22 protein-coding genes, 1 tRNA gene and 2 pseudogenes are annotated in these 24,430 nt (G+C 46.8%); 17 read left to right on the forward strand and 8 right to left on the reverse strand.

The genetic code is table 11. The features are described from left to right. Positions 1-6 precede the first annotated feature (6 nt). The 4 genes from OOK74_RS01980 (at position 7) to cscK (ending at position 4,370) form a co-directional block, all read left to right on the forward strand. The gene (locus OOK74_RS01980) at positions 7-831 is read left to right on the forward strand and encodes a carbohydrate ABC transporter permease (RefSeq protein WP_278183023.1); all 825 of its coding nucleotides are present in this window, start codon (positions 7-9) and stop codon (positions 829-831) included. A gap of 7 nt (positions 832-838) precedes the next feature. Continuing rightward, entirely contained in the window at positions 839-2,281 is a 1,443-nt protein-coding gene (locus OOK74_RS01985) for a glycoside hydrolase family 32 protein (RefSeq protein WP_278183024.1), read from the forward strand. A gap of 15 nt (positions 2,282-2,296) precedes the next feature. Next, positions 2,297-3,388, forward strand: coding sequence for an ABC transporter ATP-binding protein (locus OOK74_RS01990; RefSeq protein ID WP_278183246.1), 1,092 nt, complete (start codon positions 2,297-2,299; stop codon positions 3,386-3,388). A gap of 64 nt (positions 3,389-3,452) precedes the next feature. After that, positions 3,453-4,370, forward strand: coding sequence for a fructokinase (cscK, locus tag OOK74_RS01995; protein WP_278183247.1), 918 nt, complete (start codon positions 3,453-3,455; stop codon positions 4,368-4,370). A gap of 531 nt (positions 4,371-4,901) precedes the next feature. Here cscK and OOK74_RS02000 read toward each other — a convergent pair. The 6 genes from OOK74_RS02000 to rpsU all read right to left on the reverse strand — a co-directional run bounded on the left by OOK74_RS02000 (position 4,902) and on the right by rpsU (position 11,669). Further along, positions 4,902-6,662: a bifunctional lysophospholipid acyltransferase family protein/GNAT family N-acetyltransferase gene (locus OOK74_RS02000; RefSeq protein WP_278183025.1), complete on the reverse strand. Its 1,761-nt coding sequence runs from the start codon at positions 6,660-6,662 to the stop codon at positions 4,902-4,904. Between the two features lie 266 nt (positions 6,663-6,928). Then, positions 6,929-7,004, reverse strand: a tRNA-Ile gene (locus OOK74_RS02005). 145 nt (positions 7,005-7,149) lie between these two features. Next, a complete protein-coding gene (gene rpoD / locus OOK74_RS02010) occupies positions 7,150-9,027 on the reverse strand; it encodes an RNA polymerase sigma factor RpoD (protein WP_274722356.1) in 1,878 nt (625 codons plus the stop codon). Positions 9,028-9,125: 98 nt separating this feature from the next. Then, a complete protein-coding gene (dnaG, locus tag OOK74_RS02015) occupies positions 9,126-10,889 on the reverse strand; it encodes a DNA primase (RefSeq protein WP_278183026.1) in 1,764 nt (587 codons plus the stop codon). Positions 10,890-10,980: 91 nt separating this feature from the next. Continuing rightward, entirely contained in the window at positions 10,981-11,424 is a 444-nt protein-coding gene (locus OOK74_RS02020) for a GatB/YqeY domain-containing protein (RefSeq protein ID WP_274722358.1), read from the reverse strand. A 29-nt stretch (positions 11,425-11,453) separates the two neighbouring features. Next, a complete protein-coding gene (gene rpsU / locus OOK74_RS02025) occupies positions 11,454-11,669 on the reverse strand; it encodes a 30S ribosomal protein S21 (RefSeq protein WP_166013671.1) in 216 nt (71 codons plus the stop codon). 239 nt (positions 11,670-11,908) lie between these two features. On the opposite strand from rpsU, the gene tsaD reads away from it, so the two are divergent. Beyond that, positions 11,909-12,928, forward strand: a complete 1,020-nt coding sequence (gene tsaD / locus OOK74_RS02035) for a tRNA (adenosine(37)-N6)-threonylcarbamoyltransferase complex transferase subunit TsaD (RefSeq protein ID WP_274722359.1) — start codon at positions 11,909-11,911, stop codon at positions 12,926-12,928. Between the two features lie 25 nt (positions 12,929-12,953). Here the strand turns inward: tsaD and plsY are convergent, their stop codons facing one another. Beyond that, on the reverse strand, positions 12,954-13,556 hold the full coding sequence (plsY, locus tag OOK74_RS02040; RefSeq protein WP_274722360.1) for a glycerol-3-phosphate 1-O-acyltransferase PlsY: 603 nt from the start codon (positions 13,554-13,556) through the stop codon (positions 12,954-12,956). A gap of 186 nt (positions 13,557-13,742) precedes the next feature. Here plsY and folB point away from each other — a divergent pair, with 186 nt between their 5' ends. The 12 genes and pseudogenes from folB to rpoS all read left to right on the forward strand — a co-directional run bounded on the left by folB (position 13,743) and on the right by rpoS (position 21,483). Beyond that, positions 13,743-14,096 (forward strand): bifunctional dihydroneopterin aldolase/7,8-dihydroneopterin epimerase, encoded by a 354-nt coding sequence (gene folB / locus OOK74_RS02045; RefSeq protein WP_166013666.1) that lies wholly within the window; start codon positions 13,743-13,745, stop codon positions 14,094-14,096. Then, complete coding sequence (folK, locus tag OOK74_RS02050) at positions 14,093-14,599, forward strand: 2-amino-4-hydroxy-6-hydroxymethyldihydropteridine diphosphokinase (RefSeq protein ID WP_278183027.1); 507 nt, start codon at positions 14,093-14,095, stop codon at positions 14,597-14,599. The genes folB and folK overlap by 4 nt, the downstream gene beginning before the upstream one ends. After that, entirely contained in the window at positions 14,596-15,399 is an 804-nt protein-coding gene (locus tag OOK74_RS02055) for an undecaprenyl-diphosphate phosphatase (protein ID WP_274722362.1), read from the forward strand. Before folK ends, OOK74_RS02055 begins: the two co-directional genes overlap by 4 nt. A gap of 102 nt (positions 15,400-15,501) precedes the next feature. After that, positions 15,502-15,786, forward strand: a complete 285-nt coding sequence (gene ftsB / locus OOK74_RS02060; protein WP_278183028.1) for a cell division protein FtsB — start codon at positions 15,502-15,504, stop codon at positions 15,784-15,786. Then, a complete protein-coding gene (ispD, locus tag OOK74_RS02065) occupies positions 15,783-16,481 on the forward strand; it encodes a 2-C-methyl-D-erythritol 4-phosphate cytidylyltransferase (RefSeq protein ID WP_278183029.1) in 699 nt (232 codons plus the stop codon). The genes ftsB and ispD overlap by 4 nt, the downstream gene beginning before the upstream one ends. Then, complete coding sequence (gene ispF, locus OOK74_RS02070; protein ID WP_274722365.1) at positions 16,478-16,954, forward strand: 2-C-methyl-D-erythritol 2,4-cyclodiphosphate synthase; 477 nt, start codon at positions 16,478-16,480, stop codon at positions 16,952-16,954. The genes ispD and ispF overlap by 4 nt, the downstream gene beginning before the upstream one ends. 55 nt (positions 16,955-17,009) lie before the next feature. Next, on the forward strand, positions 17,010-18,095 hold the full coding sequence (gene truD, locus OOK74_RS02075; protein WP_278183030.1) for a tRNA pseudouridine(13) synthase TruD: 1,086 nt from the start codon (positions 17,010-17,012) through the stop codon (positions 18,093-18,095). Between the two features lies 1 nt (position 18,096). Then, a complete protein-coding gene (gene surE, locus OOK74_RS02080) occupies positions 18,097-18,849 on the forward strand; it encodes a 5'/3'-nucleotidase SurE (RefSeq protein ID WP_274722367.1) in 753 nt (250 codons plus the stop codon). Continuing rightward, a complete protein-coding gene (locus OOK74_RS02085; protein WP_277207482.1) occupies positions 18,842-19,468 on the forward strand; it encodes a protein-L-isoaspartate(D-aspartate) O-methyltransferase in 627 nt (208 codons plus the stop codon). The genes surE and OOK74_RS02085 overlap by 8 nt, the downstream gene beginning before the upstream one ends. After that, a pseudogene (locus tag OOK74_RS15060) lies at positions 19,468-19,807 on the forward strand (LysM peptidoglycan-binding domain-containing protein); the annotation flags it as partial. The gene OOK74_RS02085 and the pseudogene OOK74_RS15060, both read left to right, overlap by 1 nt. A 98-nt stretch (positions 19,808-19,905) precedes the next feature. Next, a pseudogene (locus tag OOK74_RS15065) lies at positions 19,906-20,403 on the forward strand (peptidoglycan DD-metalloendopeptidase family protein); the annotation flags it as partial. A 72-nt stretch (positions 20,404-20,475) separates the two neighbouring features. Further along, on the forward strand, positions 20,476-21,483 hold the full coding sequence (gene rpoS, locus OOK74_RS02095) for an RNA polymerase sigma factor RpoS (protein ID WP_277207478.1): 1,008 nt from the start codon (positions 20,476-20,478) through the stop codon (positions 21,481-21,483). A gap of 245 nt (positions 21,484-21,728) precedes the next feature. Here rpoS and mutS read toward each other — a convergent pair whose 3' ends face one another. Beyond that, on the reverse strand, positions 21,729-24,314 hold the full coding sequence (gene mutS, locus OOK74_RS02100; protein WP_278183032.1) for a DNA mismatch repair protein MutS: 2,586 nt from the start codon (positions 24,312-24,314) through the stop codon (positions 21,729-21,731). Positions 24,315-24,430: the final 116 nt, after the last annotated feature.

The raw sequence follows: 24,430 nt of genomic DNA on the forward strand, positions 1-24,430 counted from the left end.
TATTTTATGCGAGCTTTACAGTATTTTTTTGCGGTATTTTTGGGGTTGATTATTTTAATTCCATTAATGATGACAGTCACCATTAGTTTAAATCCAGATAATACTAATATTTTGGCTACCATGGGGACATGGGAGAGTTTTATTCCACAAGTATTTTCTATGAATAACTTTATTGCTGTATGGTCAGATCCTTATCATCCATTTGGAGGCTATTTATTTAATACAGCATTTATCACGGCAACAACCTTAACATTATCATTATTGATTAACTCAATGGCAGCCTTTTCATTAGCATGGGGAGAGGGCAAATGGCGCAAGGTTGTTATCGCTGCAATCATTTCAGTTTTGGCTATTCCTGGTGAGAGTTTGGTTTTACCTCAACTCTTAATGGTTAGCCGTGCTGGTTTGATTGATACATATGCAGTACAGATCCTTCCCGCATTGTCGAATGCATTTTTCATTTTCTTATTTTATCAATTCTTTAGCAAAATCCCTAGGGATCTCATTGATGCAGCAAAAGTTGATGGCTTTAGCCTATTCAAAACATATTGGCATATTGGTTTGCCATCTTCAAAGCCAGTATGTGTCACTGTGGCTATTTTGCACTTCATTGGTATTTGGAACAGTTATTTGTGGCCAATTATGGTCACTCGAGGGCCAGAAGTTCGTCCTCTGTCGGTAGCAATGTCGGCATACTTCGGAAGTAATCAAACCTATTGGGGTAACGTTATGGCGTTTGCCGTATGTATGGCACTGCCTGTCATTATTTTCTTCCTTATTGTTCAACGTCAGTTTATTGCCAGCATCACAGGCTCAGCAGTTAAAGGGTAAGTCATTTATGTCTCTTATTGAAAAATTCAAACCATCTATACACTTTTCACCAGCATTCGGCTGGATAAATGATCCTAACGGGCTTGTTTATTCACAAGGAAAATGGCATTTGTTCTATCAATACTACCCCATGAGTACAGTTTGGGGCCCAATGCACTGGGGACATGCTATTAGTAAAGATCTGGTGAATTGGAAGCATAACCCAATAGCACTCGCTCCCGATCAGCACGGCTATATGTTTTCTGGCTCAGCGATCATAGATAACAAAAATGTATCGGGTCTGTTTGATCAAGAGTCTGAAAATAACTTGATTCTTTACTATACGGCGAGTATGCCAAGACACCAAATATGTCCTGAAGACTTACAAACTCAGTGTTTGGCGTTTAGTAAAGATGGTGGTCAAACATGGGATAAATATGAGAAGAACCCAATCCTTCCAAACCCTGATTTGCTTTGCTACCGAGACCCTAAAGTGGTTTGGGTGGAAAGTGCCAATCATTGGGTCATGGTGTTGACTCATGGACAAACAGTTGGAATTTACAAGTCAAAGAATCTACTCTCTTGGGAGTATTGCTCTGAGTTTGGAGAAACCGAGGGGCATCATAGCCAAGGCCCTTGGGAGTGTCCTGATCTTTTCCCATTAAAAATGTCAGATGGTGAAATTAAATGGATATTGATAGTGGGCATCGGTCCACATGATACCGATTCTAACTACGGTCAAACGCCTAGTACTCAATATTTTATTGGTGACTTTGACGGAGAAGTTTTCACTAACTCAAATCCAGAAAATAAAGTCCTTTGGCTTGATAATGGTTGTGATTACTACGCGACGCAAAGTTATTTCAATGCACCGGAAGGTAAGCGGATCGGTATTTCCTGGATGAGTAATTGGAAATATGCTCGTAACACAGATACGAAATCATTCCGAGGTAGTATGACTCTTCCAAAAGAATTTCAGCTTGTACGAAATCTAGAAGGTGAACTTGTTCTAGCCCAGCACTTTTTTATTGAAAATAACCTGCATTTTACTCAGCCAGTTTTGGCTCAATCTAGCAATATTCAGATTGAGTCTGATGTATATAAAATTAACGCAACGCTATCTTTGAGTATAAATCAAGTTGTAACCTTGTCTTTATTTGGTTTAAGCAAGCCGAGTTTAGAAATTAAGAGAACAGTATCAGGTATTGAAGTTCGTAGTATTCGAGAATATTTCGGTACTGATGAGGTTATGAAAAAAGAATTCCCACATGATTATACCGTTAATCATAAGTGTGTAGGCACCGAAATCAGTGTAGATATTATTGTCGATAAGGGGGCTGTCGAGCTTCTACTCGATGATGGTAAATTTAGTATGACGCAGCTTCATTACCCAGATAAATTAGACGGAAACGTGAATCTTGGTGGCCAAGGATGGATGGATGTTATCGTTGCAAATCAGAAAATTAAATAAAGATAGGTGAATATGATGGCAGACTTAACGCTTCGTAATGTAAATAAATTTTTTGATGATATACAGACTATCCATAATGTTGACTTAGATATTAAAGATGGTGAATTTGTTGTTTTTGTTGGTCCATCGGGCTGTGGTAAATCCACCTTACTTAGATTAATCGCCGGTCTTGAGACCATTTCGAGTGGTGAAATCGAAATTGGCAACCGAGTCGTGAATGATCTCGATCCCTCTAAACGAGGCATTGCTATGGTGTTCCAGTCATATGCGCTTTATCCACACATGACCGTACGTCAGAATATGAGCATTGGGCTTAAAGTGTCTGGTGTCGAAAAGCACGAAATTGAGCGCAAGGTGAATGATGCAGCAAAAATCCTTCAATTAGACGAATTAATGGATCGTAAACCGTCCCAACTTTCTGGCGGCCAACGCCAACGTGTAGCGATCGGTCGTGCTATCGTTCGCAACCCTGATGTGTTTCTTTTTGATGAGCCTTTATCAAATTTAGATGCCGAACTTAGGGTTCAGATGCGCCTTGAAATATCGGCACTTCATGAACAGTTAGGGAGTACCATGGTATACGTTACGCATGACCAAGTTGAAGCAATGACCATGGCAGATAAAATCGTTGTTTTGCGTGCGGGTAAAGTGGTGCAAGTTGGTACACCGATGGAACTTTACCATCGTCCAGTGAATCAGTTTGTTGCAGGGTTTATCGGCTCTCCAAAAATGAATTTCATCCCGATTATCCTTGAAGAGCAAAATGGTAAAGAAGTTTTTATGAAAACAACTGATGGCGAGATCTTGAAGTTAACGCTAGATAAATATCAAAAACTAGACGATTTACCTTATTCAATGGGTATTCGCCCTGAACATATAGGTCTTGGTGATACACACTCCGTTGCCCTGGATTTAACCGTAAATGCTGTAGAGCTTTTGGGAGGAACTAGTTTTGTTCATGCCAGCCAAGGTAACTCAAAAGAGTTGGTGATTGAGGTTAAATCAGATCTCGTGCCTGAAAAGTATACGACCGCGCGCTTTTCTTTCTGTCCTTCAATGTGCCATTTATTTGATCATAAAGGGCATGCTATTGCATTGAAGCGCTAATTTAACCAAGTTTTAGGGGAACTATAGTATCCCCTTATTTTATTTCTTAAATTAGGTGGTAATGATGAATAAGGTTTGGGTTACTGGTGATGCCGTTGTTGATTTAATTCCGGACTCTGAATGTTCATATCTGAAATGTCCTGGAGGTGCACCTGCAAATGTTGCCGTCGCGATTGCAAGGTTAGAAGGGAAAGCTTCCTTTTTGGGCCGTGTTGGAGACGATCCTCTAGGTCGATTTCTGCTGAAGACATTAAAAAACGAAGGTGTTGATACACAAAAATTGTTATTGGATGCAAGCCAAAGAACGTCAACAGTCATTGTTGATTTAGATGACACTGGTGAGCGAAGCTTTACTTTTATGGTAAAACCGAGCGCGGATCAATTTTTCCATCGAGATGATATTCCAGAGTTCAACGCTGGGGAATGGTTGCATTTTTGCTCAATAGCATTGGCAAATGAACCAAGTCGTTCGGCTACGTTTGAGGCAGCTAAAAAGTTAAAAACAAAAGGCGGATTTATCAGTTTTGATCCAAATCTTCGAGAAGAAGTCTGGTCAAAGGCGGATGAAATTAAACCTACAATTTTGAAAGCAATTGAACTCGCAGATGTCGTTAAATTTTCAGATGATGAGCTGATGTTTTTAACTGATTGCAGTGACCTTCAACAGTCATTAGAAAAATTGGCACTCTCTCCACAAAAATTAGTTGTTGTAACTCAAGGGGCTAAAGGAGCCTTAGTTGTATTTAATGGGCAGCAAAAACTGATTACTGGCACGGCAGTTACTCCTGTAGATACAACAGGTGCAGGCGACGCTTTTGTTGGTGGAATGCTTGCACAACTATCAAGATCAGGCATATGGAATGAATGGGCCGCTATCGAGAAGGCGATCTCATGGGGTAATGCGTGTGGTGCACTTGCAACGACCCAGAAGGGGGCAATGACAGCACTACCGACATTAAATCAATTGAAAAAACGCTTTTAACGCCTATAAGTAGGATTACCGATGAGAGTATAAAAGTCTGTGTAAGTAGCATAGTAATCCCCGAGTAACTGCTCACCCGCAACATATTGATAATAGATGGCAAATGCGTATTGGTGAGTTCTTTAGCATGAAGATCTATCCAAGTGGGGCTACAGCCACTCACTTCAGCTTAATTCGCTAGATGGTATAGATAGTGCGATAACGCAAGATGCTCTCGGTGAGCAGTTACATTCCCGATATCTACCAAAGAAATAGGAATTGCCAGTAGCATATAAATTATAACCGATGACAACTACCGATGAACTTGCTTACGTGATGCTCTGACGGTTGGTTTTCTCGGCTGCTCTCAAAAAATAAGCGGTTAATTAACTTCACATACCAATAAGACACAATGTGTTGACATCGTGCCTTTTTCTCCGGAGGCATTATGCGCCAAGAGCAAAAGCGCGTGCACAGGGCATCAGTCATTAAGCAACCAAAACAAAGCCAACCGTCCATCACGCCAAGATCGGTTGCTCTTAGCGTGGTGGTTTAAATTTCACTGAAATACTGATGAGTTATCTGGTAATCCTTTGCTTGCTGTTGCCCCATATAGCGTGCCAGTGTTTTGTGCGGAACGTTGCGCAAATCGACTACAATCAAGCCATCCAGTGCATTATTGAACGCCGGATCAACGTTAAAACTGACTAATTTACCGTTGAGACCGAGATATTGACGCAATAAGACCGGAACGCCTTTGCCTTCATCTATCCGCGCAATAACCCGTGACAGTAATTGTAAATCAGCCAGTGAGCTTAATAAGTTTGCGTTCCATTGCGCCTGCCCAATCGGAAGTGGATTGCTGGCGATGACTAACTGCGCTTGTTCGGCGTCGTAATAGTGCAGCGTCATGGTGTCGGTGAGCAAACGTCGTGCTTGCTCACTGTAATCATTACTGATGCTCACAGGGCCAAACAGATGGGTATAGTGTGGATGGCGACTAATATAAGTCCCAATGCCTTTCCACAGCAGCAGGAGTGCGGTCATGCTTTTTTGGTAATGACCATCAATCACGGAGCGCCCCATTTCAATTGCATTACCCATATTACTGAGAAAGCGTTGATCATAGTGGAAAAGCGTTCTGGAATAGAGGCCTTCAATCCCTTTGTGGTGCAATAGCTGATCAACCAGGCCGAGGCGATATGCACCAACGAGTTGCTGCTGTTCTCTATCCCAAATAAAGAGATGCCAATAATCACGATCAAACAGATCAATGTCTAAGGTTTGACCGGTTCCTTCACCGACAGCGCGGAAATTCAATTCACGAATACGGCCAATTTCATGCATTAGCGCAGGAATGTTTTCGGCTTTAGTACAGTACACATCAAATTGATTATGCCGCAACATATGGTCTGCATAAGGCAACTGAGCAATGTCTTCGAGCAGATCCTCGATTGGCAGACGCGGTGCCACCGCTGGTAGCGAGTGATCGCTTTCGGTTTTATTTCTCACCGGTGAGTGCTTTAAAAGATAGGTGTTAAGTCGTAAATAGTTGACCAATTGTTGATCGCACAGATGCTGCACTTCATGGTAGGTAATCGCCTCACCAATTGCGATATTAATTTGAGTATGCTGCTTGTTTAATAACTCGCGCCCCAGCATAAGGGTACGCAGTAGTGGGTGAATTTTTCCGGCCAGATAAAATGGTGTCGAGTTATGGCCATCGATATAAATCGGCACAGTGTGAGCATGATGCTTTTTGACTAAACGGCTCACCGATTGGCTCCACTCTTTATCTTCTAAGCGGCCTTGTTTCGAGTCGACGAGTTGCGAGACTTCACCAGCAGGAAACATCAGTAGTACTCCGCCTTGATCAAGGTGCTTATGCGCTTGTCGTAGCGCATGTAAATTGGCACAGGCAGCGTCAGTGGTAGCAAAAACATCAACCCCAATAAAAAGTGGGGCTAACTCTGGTACCTGGGTTAAGTATTGATTAGCGAGGATCTTGACATCGGAGCGCACGCTCAGGAGTAGTTCCGCCAAAATTACGCCTTCGACACAGCCTAAAGGATGGTTAGCAACGACTAAGGTTGCGCCGTGTGATGGGATGTTGGTTCGCTCGCCGCGGATGACGTGGTAGTCGATGCCAAGCGCTTCTAAACTAAAGCGTAAAAATTCACGAGGATCAGCGTTGACTGGACGCTGGGCATAAAAATGATTGAGTCGCTTTAATCCGGTAGCCCATTCCACCAAGTGTTCGCCGACACCAAACGGAGTTTTACGTGGCAAAATGAATGGAGATCTAGCAAGCATAGCAACCTCGGGTGTAATGGTTTACTAAGAGGCTAGTGCTGGGATATTGCAAAATGGCGACAGTCTGATGAGCTTTTTATTGCGCCTTCTGATGACGAGCATGAATCCTAGACTTTACCCATGGTGCCGTCTCCCTGTCCTTCAGAGTGGGGAGGATGCCACTAAATCTTGGAAATCGTGCGACCAGAGTGCGGGGTTTACCTGACCCAAAATCGTCAGGTACAAAAAAGGTTAATAAACACTATGCTTACTAACCTTATGGAATTTGGTGGCCCCTCCCAGGCTTGAACTGGGGACCAAGCGATTATGAGTCGCCTGCTCTAACCACTGAGCTAAGGGGCCGAATAGGTGTCAGATTATAGGGGATGGGGCTAGGTGTGTCTAGCCAAACCCCGAGCAATAATGCTTACAATTTATTCACTTAGCTGATGTGAAAAACAAAAGGTGAGCTAAAGCTCACCTTTTAAATCCATCACTTGAAATGCGCTTACTCATCTAAGAAGCTGCGCAGAACTTCTGAGCGGCTTGGATGGCGTAACTTGCGTAGCGCTTTGGCTTCGATTTGACGGATCCGTTCACGGGTTACATCAAATTGTTTGCCCACTTCTTCTAGCGTGTGGTCGGTGTTCATGTCGATACCAAAACGCATCCGTAGCACTTTTGCTTCACGTGGTGTTAAACCAGCCAGTACATCTCGGGTTGCAGCGCGAAGGCTGGTCGCTGTCGCTGAATCCAGCGGCAGTTCGAGCGTGGTATCTTCGATAAAATCACCCAAATGTGAATCTTCATCATCACCAATTGGCGTCTCCATTGAGATTGGCTCTTTGGCAATTTTCAGCACTTTGCGGATCTTATCTTCTGGCATTTGCATGCGCTCTGCCAACTCTTCTGGCAGTGGCTCACGGCCCATCTCTTGCAACATTTGACGTGAGATTCGATTCAGTTTGTTGATCGTTTCGATCATGTGTACTGGAATACGAATCGTACGTGCTTGGTCGGCAATCGAACGAGTGATCGCTTGACGGATCCACCAAGTTGCATAAGTTGAGAACTTATAGCCACGGCGGTATTCAAATTTATCCACCGCTTTCATTAGACCGATGTTACCTTCCTGGATCAGATCCAAGAATTGCAGACCACGGTTGGTGTATTTCTTGGCAATTGAAATAACCAAACGTAAGTTTGCTTCAACCATCTCTTTCTTCGCACGACGAGCTTTGGCTTCACCAATTGACATGCGACGACTGATATCTTTGATGCGTTCAACCGAGAGTGAAGTCTCTTGTTCGATCATCTTCAACTTCTGGATTGAACGACGGATATCTTCTTCTTGCTCACGGATTTTGGCGACATAAGGCTTATCCGAAGCGAGAACCGTATCCAGCCACTCTTCATTCGATTCATTGCCTGTAAATAGGGCAATAAACGATTTCTTGGGCATCTTGGCGATTTCAACCACGGCCTTCATTGCCAAACGTTCTTGAGTGCGAACGCGGTCCATTGAAGTACGCAGAGTGTTAACTAAATGATCAAACTGTTTTGGTGTCAGGCGAAATTCGCGGAAGATATCCAAAACCAGGCCTGATGCTTCTGCACTTTGCTGGCTATCGTGACCAAATTCGTTAACTGCTAATTGCAGGTTTTGGAATTTGTTACGCAGTTCGTTAAATTTTTCACGAGCAAGTTCAGGGTCAATACCGACATCTTCTTCGCTATCGCTACTTTCACCGTCGCCGTTTTCATCTTCGTCCTCTTCCTCATCTTCTACGATCGTATCGTCTTCGTCGGCGAGATCGGCTTCAGTAAGTTCGGAACCAATGTGTGTTGCGGTCGGAGCCCCTGTTTCCATGTTATCTGGATCGACGAAGCCCGAGATGAGATCGGTCAGACGCAGTTCTTCGGCTTGAACGCGATCAAACTGCTCAAGAATATAAGGAATGGTGCCCGGATATTCAGCAATCGCACTTTGAACTTGGTTAATACCATCTTCAATGCGTTTGGCGATATCAATTTCACCTTCACGTGTCAAAAGCTCAACCGTACCCATTTCACGCATATACATACGGACTGGATCGGTGGTGCGGCCGATTTCACTCTCTACGCTAGAAAGTGCGGCAGCAGCTGCTTCGGCAGCGTCTTCATCAGTGATAGTCGTATCATCACTGAGGGCAAGATCATCGGCATCAGGAGCGGTTTCCACCACCTTAATACCCATGTCATTGATCATCTGAATAATATCTTCCACTTGCTCTGAATCAACGATTTCAGCAGGTAAGTGGTCATTTACTTCGGCGTAGGTCAGATAGCCCTGTTCCTTGCCACGAAGGACAAGTTGTTTAAGCTGTGACTGCGGATTTTGATCCATAGACGGTATCCAACTTCGTATCTGGTGAAGGAATAAGTATGCGCAATGCAAACCACGTATACTAACAAATTTATTCTTTGCTGACTATCTCAACAGAGTTACGCTTTTAAGCCTTGTAAGATCAAGTCTTGTAGCTCTCTTTTCTCTTCGGTTGATAAACCGACACTTCGCCCTTTCGCCTGCAAATTTTCAATTTGTTTTTCTACGCACTGGGCAAGAATTTTGTCCAATGAGTCTAAAAAAAGTTCTTCTTGATTGTCCTCAACAAGAGGGATATCCCAACTTGCTAGACGAGACAGAAGCTTCTCATTTTTTGTATCTCGCCAATGTTCGAGCAATTGACCTGTAGTGATATGGGGATATTGTTGACATTTTTCAAGTACTTCATTCAAGGTCTCCAGACCCGGAAGTTGTAAATGTCGCACACTGGTGAGATCCGGTACCAATTGAGCATAGCTCGGTTTTTGAATTAGCAGCGCAATAACATCACGCATCGGTGTACGTTTTATGACTTTATGTGGCGCGGAACGCTGTTCTGGATAACGCACTTTTTTGCGCCGCAGTTGGTGATCAAACCCGGTTCGCTCATCGAGTAGTTTTTCAAGGATCTCTTGTAAAAAAGGATCCGGAATTTTATTGATGAGTGGGGTGGCGAGTGCCCGTAGTGCAGATTTGCCCTCATGGCTACCTAAGTTGATTTGGTGAAGCTCAATTAAGTTATCAAATAGGTATTGCGAAAGAGGCGTGGCATTGGCAACTTGCTGTTCAAACTGAGCCGTACCGTATTGACGTACATAGCTATCTGGGTCTTCGCCATCGGGTAAAAAGAGGAATTTAAGAATATTGCCACTTTTAAGATAGTCTAATGCGTTTTCTAGGGCGCGCCATGCGGCATCACGTCCGGCTCGGTCACCATCGTAACAGCAGATCACTTGGTTAGTTTGACGAAATAGCAGTTGTAAATGATCGCCAGTGGTCGAGGTGCCGAGTGAGGCAACCGAATAATCCACGCCATATTGGGCCAGCGCGACGACATCCATATAGCCTTCGACGACTAAGATTTGTGGTGGTTCTCGATAGGCTTGCAGCACTTCATACAAGCCGTACAACTCTTTGCCTTTATGGAAAATCGGCGTTTCTGGCGAGTTCAGATACTTTGGCGTGCCTTGTTCGGTAATCCGGCCACCAAAGCCGATCACGCGACCGCGTCGGTCACGGATTGGGAACATGACACGGCCACGAAAGCGGTCATAGCGTCGCCCATTATCATTCTCAATCAGCATGCCAGCGGTCACTAGCATCTCTTCGCTAGAACGCTGTTGACCAAAATTGCGCCGCACTAAATCCCATTCATCGGCGACATAGCCAATGCCAAATTTTTGGACGATTTCACCCGATAAACCACGATTTTTTAGGTAATCAATCGCATGTTTATTGGTCGATACTTTGAGTTGCTGACGGTAAAATTGTGCGATGCTAGCCATCAGATCATATAGGCTGCGTTTCTCGTCACTTTTTATCGTTGGGGTTTGTTTAGCAAATGGGCTGGAAGGTGTCCGTTCTTCACGCTGAACTTCAAGACCTATGGTTGACGCGAGCTCTTCAATCGCTTCCGGAAACTCCATGCGCTCATATTCCATGACGAAATCGATGGCATTGCCATGCGCACCACAACCGAAGCAGTGGTAAAACTGTTTTTCCTGACTAACACTGAAAGAAGGGGTCTTTTCATTGTGAAAAGGGCAGCAAGCACCGTAGTTTTTGCCTTTTTTCTTGAGTTTTACGCGTACGTCAATCACGTCGACAATATCGAGTCGAGCAAGGAGATCATCAATAAAACTGCGTGGGATGTGTCCTGCCATAAATCTCTGCATGTGCCGAAAATGAGAGGGTCAAAGACAAACAAGCCGTGCGTTCCAAAGGATTGCACGGCTTGTTGTAATTGGGTTGGGATTAAGCCAGTTTAGCGCGGACCAAACCGCTTACTTTACCCATATCTGCACGCCCTTGAATATGCGGTTTGAGTACAGCCATCACTTTGCCCATGTCTTGCATGCCTGAGGCGGCTGATTGGGCAATCGCACTGTTGATCAGTGCGCTCACTTCATCATCGCTCAAAGGTTGAGGCATAAAATCCTCAAGTACGGTGATCTCTGCTTTCTCCGCATCAGCCAAGTCTTGACGACCCGCTGCTTCGTATTGGCTTACAGAGTCGCGACGCTGTTTCACCATTTTGGTTAGCACGCCAACAATATCGTCATCGCTCAGAGTGATCTGCTCGTCGACTTCACGTTGTTTAATAGCGGCCAACGCTAAACGGATAGTGCCAAGGCGTAATTTATCCTTGGCTTTCATCGCTAGTTTTTGCTCTTCTTTGAGATTATCAATTAGAGCCATAACAGATTCCTTAGTTTAGGAAGTTGTTATTAGTACAGACGAACGCGACGTGCGTTTTCGCGAGCAAGCTTCTTAGCGTGACGCTTTTGAGCTGCTGCTTTAGCGCGTTTGCGAACGGTAGTTGGTTTTTCGTAGTGCTCACGACGACGCACTTCAGAAAGGATACCTGCTTTTTCGCAAGAGCGTTTGAAACGACGCAGTGCTACGTCGAACGGTTCGTTATCACGTACTTTAACTACTGGCATATGCCTTTCACCTCAGGGGTTAATTCGTTAATGCTGATATTTGATGACTTAAGCAGCAAGAATTCTTGCCCACCTAGTCGATAACCAGCTAGATCAAAATGGTGCGAAATTTTAATCTGATCACCTCAGCTTTGTAAAGCACTTTGTCGCTTACATTGTGGACAAGGTTTGTTTGTCGCGCCAAGGCAAGGTAACATGACGCCATCTTTGATTTTAGATGGCGGCGTGCTGAGAAAACTATGCGCATTATTGGTATTGAAACCTCGTGTGACGAAACGGGGATCGCGATTTACGATGACGAACAAGGTCTGTTGGCGCATCAGCTTTACAGTCAGGTTAAGCTGCATGCCGATTACGGCGGTGTGGTGCCTGAATTGGCTTCGCGTGACCATGTTAAAAAGACCATTCCGCTGATTAAAGCAGCGATGGCGCAAGCCAATGTGACGCCGCAAGATATCGATGGGGTGGCATTTACGGCAGGTCCCGGTTTAGTGGGGGCGCTGTTGGTGGGTGCAACGATTGGCCGCAGTTTAGCTTACGCATGGAATGTGCCGGCGGTACCGGTTCACCATATGGAAGGGCATCTGTTGGCTCCGATGTTGGAAGATAATCCGCCGCCTTTTCCTTTCGTAGCGTTATTGGTATCTGGCGGCCATACCATGCTAGTGGAAGTCAAAAATATCGGCGAATACCGAATTTTAGGCGAGTCAATTGATGATGCCGCCGGTGAAGCGTTTGATAAAACCGCTAAGCTGATGGGGCTAGATTATCCTGGCGGACCGTTATTGGCCAAGTTGGCTGAGCAAGGCACGCCTGGGCGTTTTAAATTCCCACGGCCAATGACTGATCGTCCAGGTCTGGATATGAGTTTCTCTGGCTTAAAAACCTTTACTGCGAATACGATAGCCGCAAATGAGAATGATCCACAGACACGCGCTGATATTGCTTACGCCTTCCAAGAGGCGGTGTGCGATACCTTGGTGATTAAGTGTAAACGAGCTTTAGAGCAAACTGGTCTAAAACGGATCGTGATCGCAGGTGGCGTGAGTGCTAACCAACAACTGCGTGCTGATTTGGGCAAACTGGCTCAAAAAATCGGCGGTGCAGTGTATTACCCACGTACCGAGTTTTGTACCGATAATGGTGCGATGATTGCGTATGCGGGCATGCAACGTTTGAAAAATGGTGATGTGTGTGAGCTCGCTTTACAAGCTCGTCCACGTTGGCCGATTGATCAGTTAACACCGATCCAAAAATAAGCCCGCATAGCTAACCCGTAGTGACTCAAACTTGCGGGCTTTTTTTCTCGCCGACTTTGGGCTCTGTGCCCGCCAATAGGCGCTTTAGGTTTTGGTGGTGGCGTAACACGATTAAGCAACACAGCATCGCCACCGCCAGAGTGTATTGCGGTTTAATCAGCCAAGTGTACAGCGGGGCCAGCAGTACGGTCACTAATGCGGCTAATGATGAGTAACGAAACACCAGCATCACCACTAACCATGTCACCACGACCATTGCGGTTAAATCCAGCCCAATTGGAGCAATGGCCCCTAAAGCCGTTGCCACTCCTTTACCACCTTTAAAGTGGAAAAAAATCGGGTACATATGTCCCAGGCAGGCGGCGATGGCCACCAAACCCAACATCAGCGGATCAATATTCAGAAAGTAGCTACCCCATACGGGGATGGTGCCTTTGAGCATGTCACACAGGAGCACGGCGATCGCGGCTTTTTTTCCACCAATGCGTAGTACATTGGTGGCACCGGGATTGTGGGACCCCACATGACGCGGATCGGCCAGCCCTAGCACACGGCAGATCAACACGGCACTGGAAATCGATCCCAGTAGATAGGCAAAAATGATCATGCACAGCGCCAATGGAGTCATAACAGCCTCAAAGTACGTATTTCGAAAACTTTGCTCGAATAACGGTTGCTATTGCCTGCTCAATAATAAAAACCTTTTAGGATTTAGCATCTTGAACAGGTTGGGTATATCATATCGTGATTAAGCGGATAGTACGATTTTTTCAGCGGTTTGGGTATCCGACCTGTGGATAGGAAATGATGAAGCATGGATAAAGTGTTTATTGAACAGTTGCAAGTGATCACCACCATTGGTGTTTACGACTGGGAACAGCAGATTAAGCAAAAGTTAGTGCTGGATCTGGAAATGGCGCACGATAATCGCCCCGCAGGTAACAGTGACGATGTTAAGGATGCGTTGGATTACGCACAAGTGAGCCAAGCGGTGATTGAACATGTTGAGCAAGGCCGTTTTTTGTTGGTTGAGCGAGTGGCAGAAGAAGTGGCACAACTGATCATGACCCGTTTCTCGGTACCTTGGATCCGGATCCGTTTGACCAAACCCGGCGCAGTACCGCAAGCCAAAGGGGTCGGCGTGGTCATTGAGCGATCGCGTGGATGATCACCGCCTATATTGGGGTTGGCTCTAATCAACAGCGTCATCAATCGATAGAAGCTGGAGTGCGTGAGCTGAGTGCGCTGGGTCATCAATTGCGCATTTCAACCATTTACCAGTCGCCATCGTTTGGGTTTGCTGGACAGGATTTTTTTAACTTAGTGGTTGAAATACAAACACCATTATCACTCTTAGAATTGCAGGCGCAGTTGAAAGCGATTGAGCTGCGTCATGGCCGCTTACTCAATGCACAAAAGTATCAAGATCGAACATTGGATCTTGATATAGTGTTGTACGGTGATTGGGTGTCGGAGTGTAAGCCAATTCTACCGCGCCCCGACATCTATTGTTACCCGTTCGTGATTCAACCGTTATATGAGCTCTGTCCACAGCGAGTGATCGTTGGTGATGGCCGTACTGTCGAGCAGATCTGGCAGCAAGCGCAGGATTTAGCTTCCTTGACCCGAGTACCACTCTGGTTTTCTATTGATGAGAAGAAACAGTCATGAGTTATTTTGAGTCGTTCATTCTAGCTTTAATTCAAGGTTTTACTGAGTTTTTACCCATTTCTAGCTCCGCGCACTTGATCTTGCCCTCAGCGGTTTTCGGTTGGGCCGATCAAGGTTTGGCGTTTGATGTGGCGGTACATGTTGGCACGTTAGCCGCAGTCGTGATCTACTTTCGTAAAGAAGTGGTCTGTTTATTAGCTGCCTTTTTGGCCTCGATTTTTAAAGGTGATCGCAGTAAAGAGGCTAAATTAGCTTGGTTGATTGTACTTGCGACCATCCCAGCTTGTGTGCTGGGTTTGCTCATGAAGGATATTGTTGAGCTCTATTTGCGTAGTGCTTGGATTATTGCTATCACCACCATAGTGTTTGGCTTGCTGCTGTGGCATGCCGATAAACATGCCGCGTTAAGTGCCGATGAATATCAAACCAATTGGCAAAAAGCACTGTTGATTGGTCTGGCCCAAGCGGTGGCGTTGATCCCTGGTACTTCGCGTTCTGGGGCCACGATAACGGCGGCTTTATATCTGGGCTTTACTCGTGAGGCGGCGGCGCGTTTTTCATTTTTAATGTCGATTCCGATCATTGTGCTGGCCGGTAGCTATCTTGGCCTTAAGCTGTTTACCAGCGGTGAGCCGATCCACGTTGGCTTCTTGCTGACCGGGATCATCACTTCATTTATCAGTGCTTACTTGTGTATTCATTTCTTTTTGAAGCTCATTTCACGTATGGGCATGACTCCGTTTGTGCTGTATCGCTTAGCGCTGGGGATTGGCTTATTGGCATTTTTATCAACCCAATAATCAGCCAGTACGCTCATGTGCTGAGCTTTATGGTATAAATGAGCCAGAGATAACCGACGTCAAGCTTGGGCGTCGGATTGCAATAATAAAGATGGATAGGTTATGCGAGTGTTTGCTTTGACCCTGAGCTTATTATTAGTTTGGCTGTTTTATACCCTGCTGTGGGGTAAAAACGGGGTGATGGATTTTCGGGCCGTCAACGCAGAAATTGAGGTGCAACAGTTGGTCAATGCTAACCTTCATCTGCGCAATCAAGAGATGTTTGCTGAAATTGACGATCTACGCCAAGGGCTAGATGCGATTGAAGAACGTGCTCGTAACGAACTCGGCATGGTCAAACAAGGGGAAACCTTTTATCGCATCATCGGCGAGGAGTCACGTCGATGAATAAGCTGATTGCAGTTGTACCCGCAGCGGGTGTCGGCAGCCGTATGCAAGCAGATCGGCCGAAACAGTATTTGAGTCTGCTAGGTAAAACGGTCCTTGAGCATACGATTGACGGTTTACTCGCTCATCCACAGATCGATCAAGTCGTCGTCGCGCTCAGCGCAGACGACCCCTATTTTTCGCACTTAGCACTGGCGCGTGATCCGCGCGTGATCCGGGTTGATGGTGGTCAGCAACGCGCCGATTCGGTATTAGCTGCGCTGGACTATGTATGTCAGCACCAGCTCAGTCAATGGGTGTTAGTGCATGATGCGGCACGCCCTTGTGTTACCCACGCAGATATTAGTCAACTGATCCGCTTGGCTTTAACCCATCCGGTTGGTGCCATTCTTGCCGCTCCAGTGCGTGATACCATGAAGCGTAGCGATCATTTACAGCAGATTGAACATACCGTGGATCGGACCGCACTATGGCATGCACTGACGCCACAAATGTTTCGTGCCCAAGGACTGCGTGAGGCGTTACACGCCGCTTTGCAACAGCAGGTCACGATCACCGATGAAGCCTCGGCATTTGAATGGCGCGGTGAAAAGCCCGCGTTAGTGACTGGCCGAGCGGATAACCTCAAAATTACTCAACCCGAAGATCTTGCATTAGCCGAGTTTTATTTAAGGCGCAATAAGGAAAAATTATGATCAGAATTGGCCACGGCTTTGATGTGCATCGTTTTGGTGGTGAAGGCCCGATTATTATTGGTGGGGTTAGCATCCCTTATGCGCAGGGTTTGATCGCCCATTCTGATGGTGATGTCGCGCTGCACGCATTATGCGACGCCTTATTAGGTGCGATTGCCGCTGGTGATATTGGTCGTCATTTCCCTGATACCGACGATAAATGGCAAGGGGCGGATAGCCGTGAGCTACTCAAAGATGTTTACCGCCGTGTACGACAACAAGGCTATGTGTTGGGCAATGCCGATGTGACGATTATTGCCCAAGCGCCGAAAATGGCCCCTTATATTCAAGCGATGTGTGCGGCGATTGCCGAAGATCTGCAAACCGATGTGAGCCGCATTAATGTTAAGGCGACCACCACTGAAAAATTGGGTTTTACCGGACGTAAAGAAGGTATTGCCTGTGAAGCGGTAGTGCTGTTACAGCAAGCTTAATCTATCGCTAATCTTATTTATCGATCAGCATGCGTCGATTTATTGTGGAATTAAAATGACCGATATTCTCGCTCCTCTGGCTTATTTATGCGGCAAGCCAACCGCAAGCGCTAAACTCAAAGTATTACCTGAACATTTTCAAGTTAGCGAAGTGTTGGGTTATCCGTTAACCGGCAGTGGTGAACACTTGATGGTGCGCATTCGTAAGACGGGTGAGAACACCAGTTTTGTGGTTAACGAGCTAGCCAAAGCGTGTGGTGTACCTTCACGGGCGGTAAGCTGGGCTGGGTTAAAAGATCGCCATGCGGTCACTGAGCAGTGGCTGAGCGTACATCTGCCCAAAGGGGAGACACCCGATTTTTCGGCTTTTCTAGCTCAATATCCATCGATTGAAATCCTACAAGTGACTCGCCATGATAAAAAACTGCGCCCGGGCGATTTGCTGGGCAATGATTTTGTGATCACCTTGTCTGAAGTGAGTGATGTGGCTGCGGTGGTGAGCCGTCTGGAGAGGGTTGCCAAGTTCGGTGTGCCTAATTATTTTGGCAGTCAACGTTTTGGCCGTCATGGCAATAATCTTAGTGAAGCACGCCGTTGGGGGCGCGACAATGTACGCTCGCGTAATCAAAATCAGCGCAGTTTGTATCTTTCTGCGGCTCGGGCATGGATTTTTAATCAGATTGTCTCGAAGCGGATTGAGCAAGACCTATTTTCCCATTTTATGGTCGGCGATATTGCACTGGAACAGCAGCAACTGTGCCAGGTACAAGGTGATTTAGCGCAGTGGGATCAGCGCTTACAAGCCGAGCAAGTGGCGATTTCTGCCGCGTTAGCGGGTGATAATGCGCTACCGACGACAGATCAAGCTTTACAGCTGGAGCAAACACAACTGGATGCCGAGCCTGATTTAATGGCACTGATCCGGGCTAATCGTATGCGTCATGATCGCCGTGCCATCGCCTTGCATGCGCAAAATTTAAGCTGGCAGGTAGAGCAAGATCAGATCACCTTGCACTTTACGCTCGATGCTGGCAGTTTTGCCACCTCACTCGTTCGTGAATTGGTCGAAGAGATCCCGGTTGAGCGTCACTATGCTCAAGCGGATCAGTCAGCTAACCACGATGCTGACAGCGAGGAATAACGTGAAAATTCTGCTCAGTAATGATGATGGTGTGTACGCTCAAGGCTTACACACATTGGCTGATGCTCTGCGTGATTTAGCCGAAATCGTGATCGTGGCGCCGGATCGTAACCGCAGTGGTGCTTCTAACTCATTGACTTTAGAGCAGCCATTACGTGTTTCAACTATCGCGCCTAACACCTATTCAGTGCAGGGCACGCCGACTGATTGTGTGCATTTTGCATTGAATGAGCTAATGAAAGATGAGTTACCGGATTTGGTGCTTAGCGGCATCAATCATGGGGCGAATCTCGGCGATGATGTGCTCTATTCGGGGACGGTCGCGGCGGCGATGGAAGGTCACTTACTTGGCGTGCAAGCTATCGCTTTTTCGCTGGTCGGCAATACCCATTTTGCCACGGCGGCTCATGTTGTGCGCCAGTTGGTTGAGCAGCATTTAGCGCATCCGATCCCGACTCATCGCTTACTTAACGTCAATATTCCAGATCTGCCTGTGTCGCAAATACAAGGCGTGCAAGTCACGCGCTTAGGTGCGCGTCATCACGCAGAAAGTATGATAAAGCAGCAAGATCCGCGTGGGCATGATATTTATTGGCTTGGCCCTCCGGGTAAAGAGCAAGATGCGGGAGTGGGCACCGATTTTTATGCGATTGAACGGGGTTGGGTGTCATTGACACCGCTGCAAGTCGATTTAACCGCACACGAATCATTACTCAGTATGGATCATTGGTTACAGGAAAAGGTGAATGGCTAACCCAAAAGCCGACAGACTGATTCAATTTTTAACTGAGCAGGGGATCACTTCGCGCCCGGTTTTGGAGGCTATCCATACCCTGCCACGCGAGTGTTTCGTTGCACCAGCTATGATGCATCAAGCTTATGACAATAACGCACTACCGATTGGCCAAGGCCAGACTATTTCGCAGCCTTATATCGTCGCAAAAATGACCGAACTGCTGGCCTTAACTCCAGAGACTAGAGTGTTGGAAATTGGTACCGGTTCCGGTTATCAGACTGCGGTGCTCGCCAAATTGGTTAACCATGTTTTTACAGTTGAACGGATCAAAACGTTGCAGTGGGAGGCCAAACGGCGTCTCAAACAGCTCGACATCTATAACATCTCTACCAAACATAGTGATGGTTGGCTGGGCTGGTCTGCTCGCGCCCCGTTTGATGCTATTTTAGTGACGGCAGCGGCAGCAAAAGTACCACAGGGCTTATTAGAACAGCTTGCCGAGGGTGGACGTATGGTGATCCCGATCGGCGAGCATGAGCAGCATTTGTACAAAATTGTCCGTCGTGGTCAGCAGTTTATCGGTGAGCGGCTAGAAGCGGTGCGCTTTGTCCCTTTAGTGGCAGGAGATCTTACCTGATGCTGGTTTACCCTTTGCGAACCATGCTGTTGCTACTGTGCAGTCTATTATTTGGCTGCGCAGCGCATACACCAGCCCCGGTTGCTGGATTGGGTAAAAATTACAATAGTATTGAACGTGGTAGTTATCGCGGCAGCTACTATGAGGTGAAAAAAGGCGATACGCTCTATTTCATTGCTTACGTGACCGATAAAGATGTTAATGAACTGATCCGTTTTAATAATCTCGCGCCACCTTACACGATTCATCCTGGCCAAAAGCTCAAATTGTGGCTGCCCAGTTATACCGCACCAGCTTATGGCGGAACCGGTGGTGCCGCTGTGGTAGCGGCCGCTGCCACTCGTAGCACGTCACCCGCTCAAGCAACAGCGGTTAACCGACCTACCCAATCTGTGACCTCAAACGCAAATTCCCCAAGCACGACCAAGAAAACAACAAATAATCAACATTTAACCGCTAAGGAGCCGGTTAAAGCGGTTGATAAAAAACAAGTAAAGGAGTATGTTAAACCAGCTGGTAAACAAAATGTTAACATTGTCGCAGCAAGTTCTAAACCTTCGAATGATAAAATAGCCAAGTGGTTATGGCCGACGAAAGGCAGAGTGATTAGCAATTTCTCTGCTGGTGATCAAGGCAATAAAGGCATCGACATCGCAGGTCAACGTGGTCAAGCAATTATTGCCACTGCGAATGGAACGGTAGTTTATTCAGGTAACGCACTCCGTGGTTACGGTAACCTGATTATCATCAAGCACAATGAGCAGTACTTAAGTGCCTATGCGCACAATGAACAGTTGCTAGCAAAAGAAGGACAAACTGTGCAAGCCGGGCAGAAAATTGCCACCATGGGTAGCTCAGGCGCTGCCGATGTGCGTTTGCATTTTGAGATCCGTTATCAAGGCAAGTCAGTGAATCCTAAACGTTACTTACCTTAACTCTATTTGCTAAGGTCATGCTGCAAAGTTTGTATCTCGCAATGACCCATTAAGTTGCCAGGGGAGGCTGCTATGAGTGTCAGTAATACTGTAACCAAAATAGAAGAGTTTGATTTTGAAGATGAAGCTCTGGAAGAGCTCACAACCGATGATGAACTCACCAATGATGAAGCATCCACCACTGCGGAAAGCTCCAGTGAGGATGTTCGTGAAGAATTTGATGCATCAACCAAAAACCTTGATGCAACACAAATGTACCTCAGCGAGATTGGTTTTTCACCACTGCTGACTGCCGAAGAAGAAGTACTGTATGCTCGTCGTGCATTACGTGGCGATGAAGCGGCACGTAACCGCATGATTGAAAGTAACTTGCGCTTAGTGGTGAAAATTTCCCGTCGTTACAGTAACCGCGGACTCGCGCTGCTCGATCTGATTGAAGAGGGAAATCTTGGCTTGATTCGAGCGGTTGAAAAATTTGACCCCGAACGTGGTTTTCGCTTTTCAACCTATGCCACTTGGTGGATCCGTCAGACCATCGAACGGGCGTTAATGAACCAGACTCGCACTATTCGTCTGCCGATCCATGTGGTCAAAGAGCTGAATATTTACCTACGTACCGCTCGTGAGTTATCGCAGCGCCTTGACCACGAACCTACGCCAGAAGATATTGCTCTCGAACTCAATAAGCCAGTCGATGACGTGACCAAAATGTTGCGTCTTAATGAGCGTATCAGCTCGGTGGATATCCCGATTGGTGGCGATGGTGACAAAGCATTACTGGATATTTTGCCTGATTCGCATACCGCAGATCCGGAGTTTTCCACACAAGATGATGATATTCGCGAATCATTGCTCAATTGGCTTGATGAGTTAAATCCAAAGCAAAAAGAGGTGTTAGCGCGCCGCTTTGGTCTGCTTGGCTATGAGCCATCGACCTTGGAAGAGGTGGGACGTGAGATCAACCTAACCCGTGAGCGGGTGCGTCAAATCCAAGTGGAAGGTTTACGTCGTCTGCGGGAGATTTTGGTCAAACAAGGGCTGAATATGGAAGCGCTGTTTAATGTTGAATATGACAACTAACCCTGCCGTGCTGACGGAGATAATCACTGATTGAGGTTGTGATTAATCAGGGGCGTTTGCTTAGTTGTATCGCCACTATCAATAATAGAGGTGATTGCCAATCGCAATCGATAGTTGGATCAAGGCACTCTTTCGAGTGCCTTTTTGTTGCCTGGCGCCCTTATAACTACAGCCAAAGGTTATCGATCGCCGTATGTCGCCAAGAAGGGGTTCTCCGTGCCGTTGTTCTTGGCGGTATGATTGGCTTAGAGCAGTTTTTTCAGTTGATAGAGCAGATCGAGCGCTTGGCGTGGTGTTAATTGATCCGGATCGATGCTAGTTAATGACTGCTCTACCGCACTTGGTTCAGGGATTAAACTGAGTTGATTGGCAATATCAACCCGATTCGATGGGGTGCTGAGTGGCTGGTGGCTCAATTGTTCCAGTTGCTGCAGTTTGTTGCGTGCATTGCGGATCACTGCTTTGGGAACACCAGCCAGTCCGGCAACCGCCAAACCGTACGATTTACTCGCGGCACCCTCTTGTACGGCATGCATAAATGCAATGCTGTCACCATGTTCGACCGCATCTAAATGCACGTTGGCCAGATGAGGTAATACATTCGGCAGCTCGGTCAACTCAAAATAGTGAGTAGCAAATAGCGTCATGGCACCGATTTGTTTGGCTAACCACTCTGCGCTAGCCCATGCCAGTGATAAGCCATCATAGGTACTGGTACCGCGTCCGATTTCATCCATCAACACTAAGCTGTGTGGCGTGGCGTTGTGCAGAATATTGGCAGTTTCGGTCATCTCAACCATAAAGGTCGAGCGGCCAGAGGCAAGGTCATCCGATGCGCCAATCCGAGTAAAAATACGATCCAGTGGGCCAATCACCGCATGTTCTGCCGGTACATAACTACCAATGTGGGCCAGTAGAGCAATTAACGCGGTTTGGCGCATATAGGTCGATTTACCGCCCATGTTAGGACCGGTAATGATCAGCATACGGCGTTCGGCATGCAGCTCAATCGGGTTCGCGATAAAAGGCTGATCCATCACTTGCTCGACCACGGGATGGCGACCGGCTTGAATCGAAATCCCGGCTGTCTGCACTAGGGTTGGGCGTTGATAATCTAAACTATCGGCTCGTTCCGCTAAGTTTTGCAGCACATCCAATTGGGCAATCGCGGCGGCGAGATCTTGAAACTGCTCAAGATGTGGCAGGAGCAGATCAAACAGTTGTTCCCAAAGCTGTTTTTCGACTGCTAAGGCGCGTGATTTTGAGTTGAGCACTTTATCTTCATGCAATTTCAACTCTTCAATGATGTAACGCTCGGCATTTTTTAACGTTTGGCGCCGCACATAATGGGGTGGCACTAAATGGCTTTGGCCACGGCTAACCTGAATGTAGAAACCGTGGACATTGTTGTAGCCGACTTTGAGGCTATCAATGCCGTGGCGATCGCGCTCTTCGGCTTCTAAACGTTGCAAAAACTCGGTAGCACCATTGGCCAAATCACGCCATTCATCCAGCTCGGCACTATAACCATCGGCGATCACACCACCATCACGGATCACCACCGGTGGATTGGGCTTAATCGCTTTTTCTAACAGCTCGCACACCTCATGCATCGGTTGAGCTTGTTTGGCTAAGCCGATCAGATGCGGTTCGGTCAGTTCCGTTAGCAGGCTGCTGAGCTGTGGCAATTGCTGCATGGCATGACGTAGCCGAGCTAAATCACGTGGCCGTGCAGAGCGTAGGGCTAAGCGGGCTAAAATGCGTTCAATATCGCCAATTTGCTGTAATACAGGGCTAATTTCTGCGAATAATAGACTTTGTTTTAACTCGCCGATCGCATCCAGTCTTTGATTCAAGATGGCAAAATCGCGCATTGGCTGATGGATCCAGCGCTTAAGCATCCGGCTGCCCATTGGCGTTGCACAATGATCCAGCACATCGGCTAAGGTGTTATCGGTGCTACCTGATAAGTTATGGGTTAATTCGAGGTTGCGGCGAGTTGCCGCATCTAAAATCACCGATTGATCTTGGCGATCCCACGTTAGGGAGCGAATATGCGGCAGCGCAGTACGTTGGGTATCTTTCACATATTGGATCAAGCAGCCAGCGGCACATAATCCGAGCTGGGCTTGTTCAACGCCAAAGCCGACTAAATCACGAGTACCAAATTGCTGATTAAGCTGCTGCTTGGCGGTTTGTAATTCAAATTCCCAAATCGGACGGCGGCGATTGCCTTGGCGATTCGCCATCAAGTGTACGGGAGCAAAATCTTCTGCAAATAAGAGTTCGCGCGGTGCGGTGCGTTGCAATTCCGCCGCCATCTCTTCTTCGCTTTGTGGCTCACTCAACTGAAAGCGACCGGAGGTAATGTCCATGGTCGCGTAACCAAATCGACCATTGTGATGGTAAATCGCGGCGATCAGGTTATCGACTCGCTCACTGAGCAGTGCCTCATCGGTTACCGTACCGGGTGTAACAATGCGCACGACTTGGCGCTCGACTGGCCCTTTACTGGTGGCCGGATCGCCGATCTGTTCGCAAATCGCGACCGACTCACCCATCTGGACCAATTTGGCTAAATAGCCTTCCACCGCATGAAAGGGGACGCCCGCCATCGGGATAGGCTCACCGGCAGAAGCGCCGCGTTTGGTTAATGAGATATCCAAGAGTTCAGAGGCGCGTTTGGCATCATCGTAAAACAGCTCATAAAAGTCACCCATACGATAAAACAGTAAAATATCGGGGTTTTCCGCCTTGAGTCTTAAATATTGCTGCATCATCGGGGTGTGGTGCGAAAGAGACTCGCTCGGTGAGGCGTTCGATTTCATCATAATCTTATATCGCTGCTTATCATCATTGGCGGATACCGAGTGCGGTATTATCACTCGCTGCATCATGGATCACTTAAAGGCTACAGAGCATAGCAAACCTTATCAGGGCGGAGCAA

The sequence above is a fragment of the Vibrio misgurnus genome (genome assembly GCF_029635775.1).
Classification (GTDB): Bacteria; Pseudomonadota; Gammaproteobacteria; order Enterobacterales; family Vibrionaceae; genus Vibrio; species Vibrio chanodichtyis.

Bases quoted from the DNA above. Each gene is read 5' to 3' on its own strand.
- tsaD (WP_274722359.1), top strand. From the start codon at position 11,909: ATGCGCATTATTGGTATTGAAACCTCGTGTGACGAAACGGGGATCGCG.
- OOK74_RS02000 (WP_278183025.1), bottom strand. From the start codon at position 6,662: ATGCTTGCTAGATCTCCATTCATTTTGCCACGTAAAACTCCGTTTGGT.
- dnaG (WP_278183026.1), bottom strand. From the start codon at position 10,889: ATGGCAGGACACATCCCACGCAGTTTTATTGATGATCTCCTTGCTCGA.
- ispF (WP_274722365.1), top strand. From the start codon at position 16,478: ATGATCAGAATTGGCCACGGCTTTGATGTGCATCGTTTTGGTGGTGAA.
- OOK74_RS01980 (WP_278183023.1), top strand. From the start codon at position 7: ATGCGAGCTTTACAGTATTTTTTTGCGGTATTTTTGGGGTTGATTATT.
- mutS (WP_278183032.1), bottom strand. From the start codon at position 24,314: ATGATGAAATCGAACGCCTCACCGAGCGAGTCTCTTTCGCACCACACC.
- OOK74_RS01985 (WP_278183024.1), top strand. From the start codon at position 839: ATGTCTCTTATTGAAAAATTCAAACCATCTATACACTTTTCACCAGCA.
- OOK74_RS02055 (WP_274722362.1), top strand. From the start codon at position 14,596: ATGAGTTATTTTGAGTCGTTCATTCTAGCTTTAATTCAAGGTTTTACT.
- truD (WP_278183030.1), top strand. From the start codon at position 17,010: ATGACCGATATTCTCGCTCCTCTGGCTTATTTATGCGGCAAGCCAACC.
- rpsU (WP_166013671.1), bottom strand. From the start codon at position 11,669: ATGCCAGTAGTTAAAGTACGTGATAACGAACCGTTCGACGTAGCACTG.
- rpoS (WP_277207478.1), top strand. From the start codon at position 20,476: ATGAGTGTCAGTAATACTGTAACCAAAATAGAAGAGTTTGATTTTGAA.
- ispD (WP_278183029.1), top strand. From the start codon at position 15,783: ATGAATAAGCTGATTGCAGTTGTACCCGCAGCGGGTGTCGGCAGCCGT.
- cscK (WP_278183247.1), top strand. From the start codon at position 3,453: ATGAATAAGGTTTGGGTTACTGGTGATGCCGTTGTTGATTTAATTCCG.
- folK (WP_278183027.1), top strand. From the start codon at position 14,093: ATGATCACCGCCTATATTGGGGTTGGCTCTAATCAACAGCGTCATCAA.
- OOK74_RS01990 (WP_278183246.1), top strand. From the start codon at position 2,297: ATGGCAGACTTAACGCTTCGTAATGTAAATAAATTTTTTGATGATATA.
- rpoD (WP_274722356.1), bottom strand. From the start codon at position 9,027: ATGGATCAAAATCCGCAGTCACAGCTTAAACAACTTGTCCTTCGTGGC.
- OOK74_RS02020 (WP_274722358.1), bottom strand. From the start codon at position 11,424: ATGGCTCTAATTGATAATCTCAAAGAAGAGCAAAAACTAGCGATGAAA.
- plsY (WP_274722360.1), bottom strand. From the start codon at position 13,556: ATGACTCCATTGGCGCTGTGCATGATCATTTTTGCCTATCTACTGGGA.
- OOK74_RS02085 (WP_277207482.1), top strand. From the start codon at position 18,842: ATGGCTAACCCAAAAGCCGACAGACTGATTCAATTTTTAACTGAGCAG.
- ftsB (WP_278183028.1), top strand. From the start codon at position 15,502: ATGCGAGTGTTTGCTTTGACCCTGAGCTTATTATTAGTTTGGCTGTTT.
- folB (WP_166013666.1), top strand. From the start codon at position 13,743: ATGGATAAAGTGTTTATTGAACAGTTGCAAGTGATCACCACCATTGGT.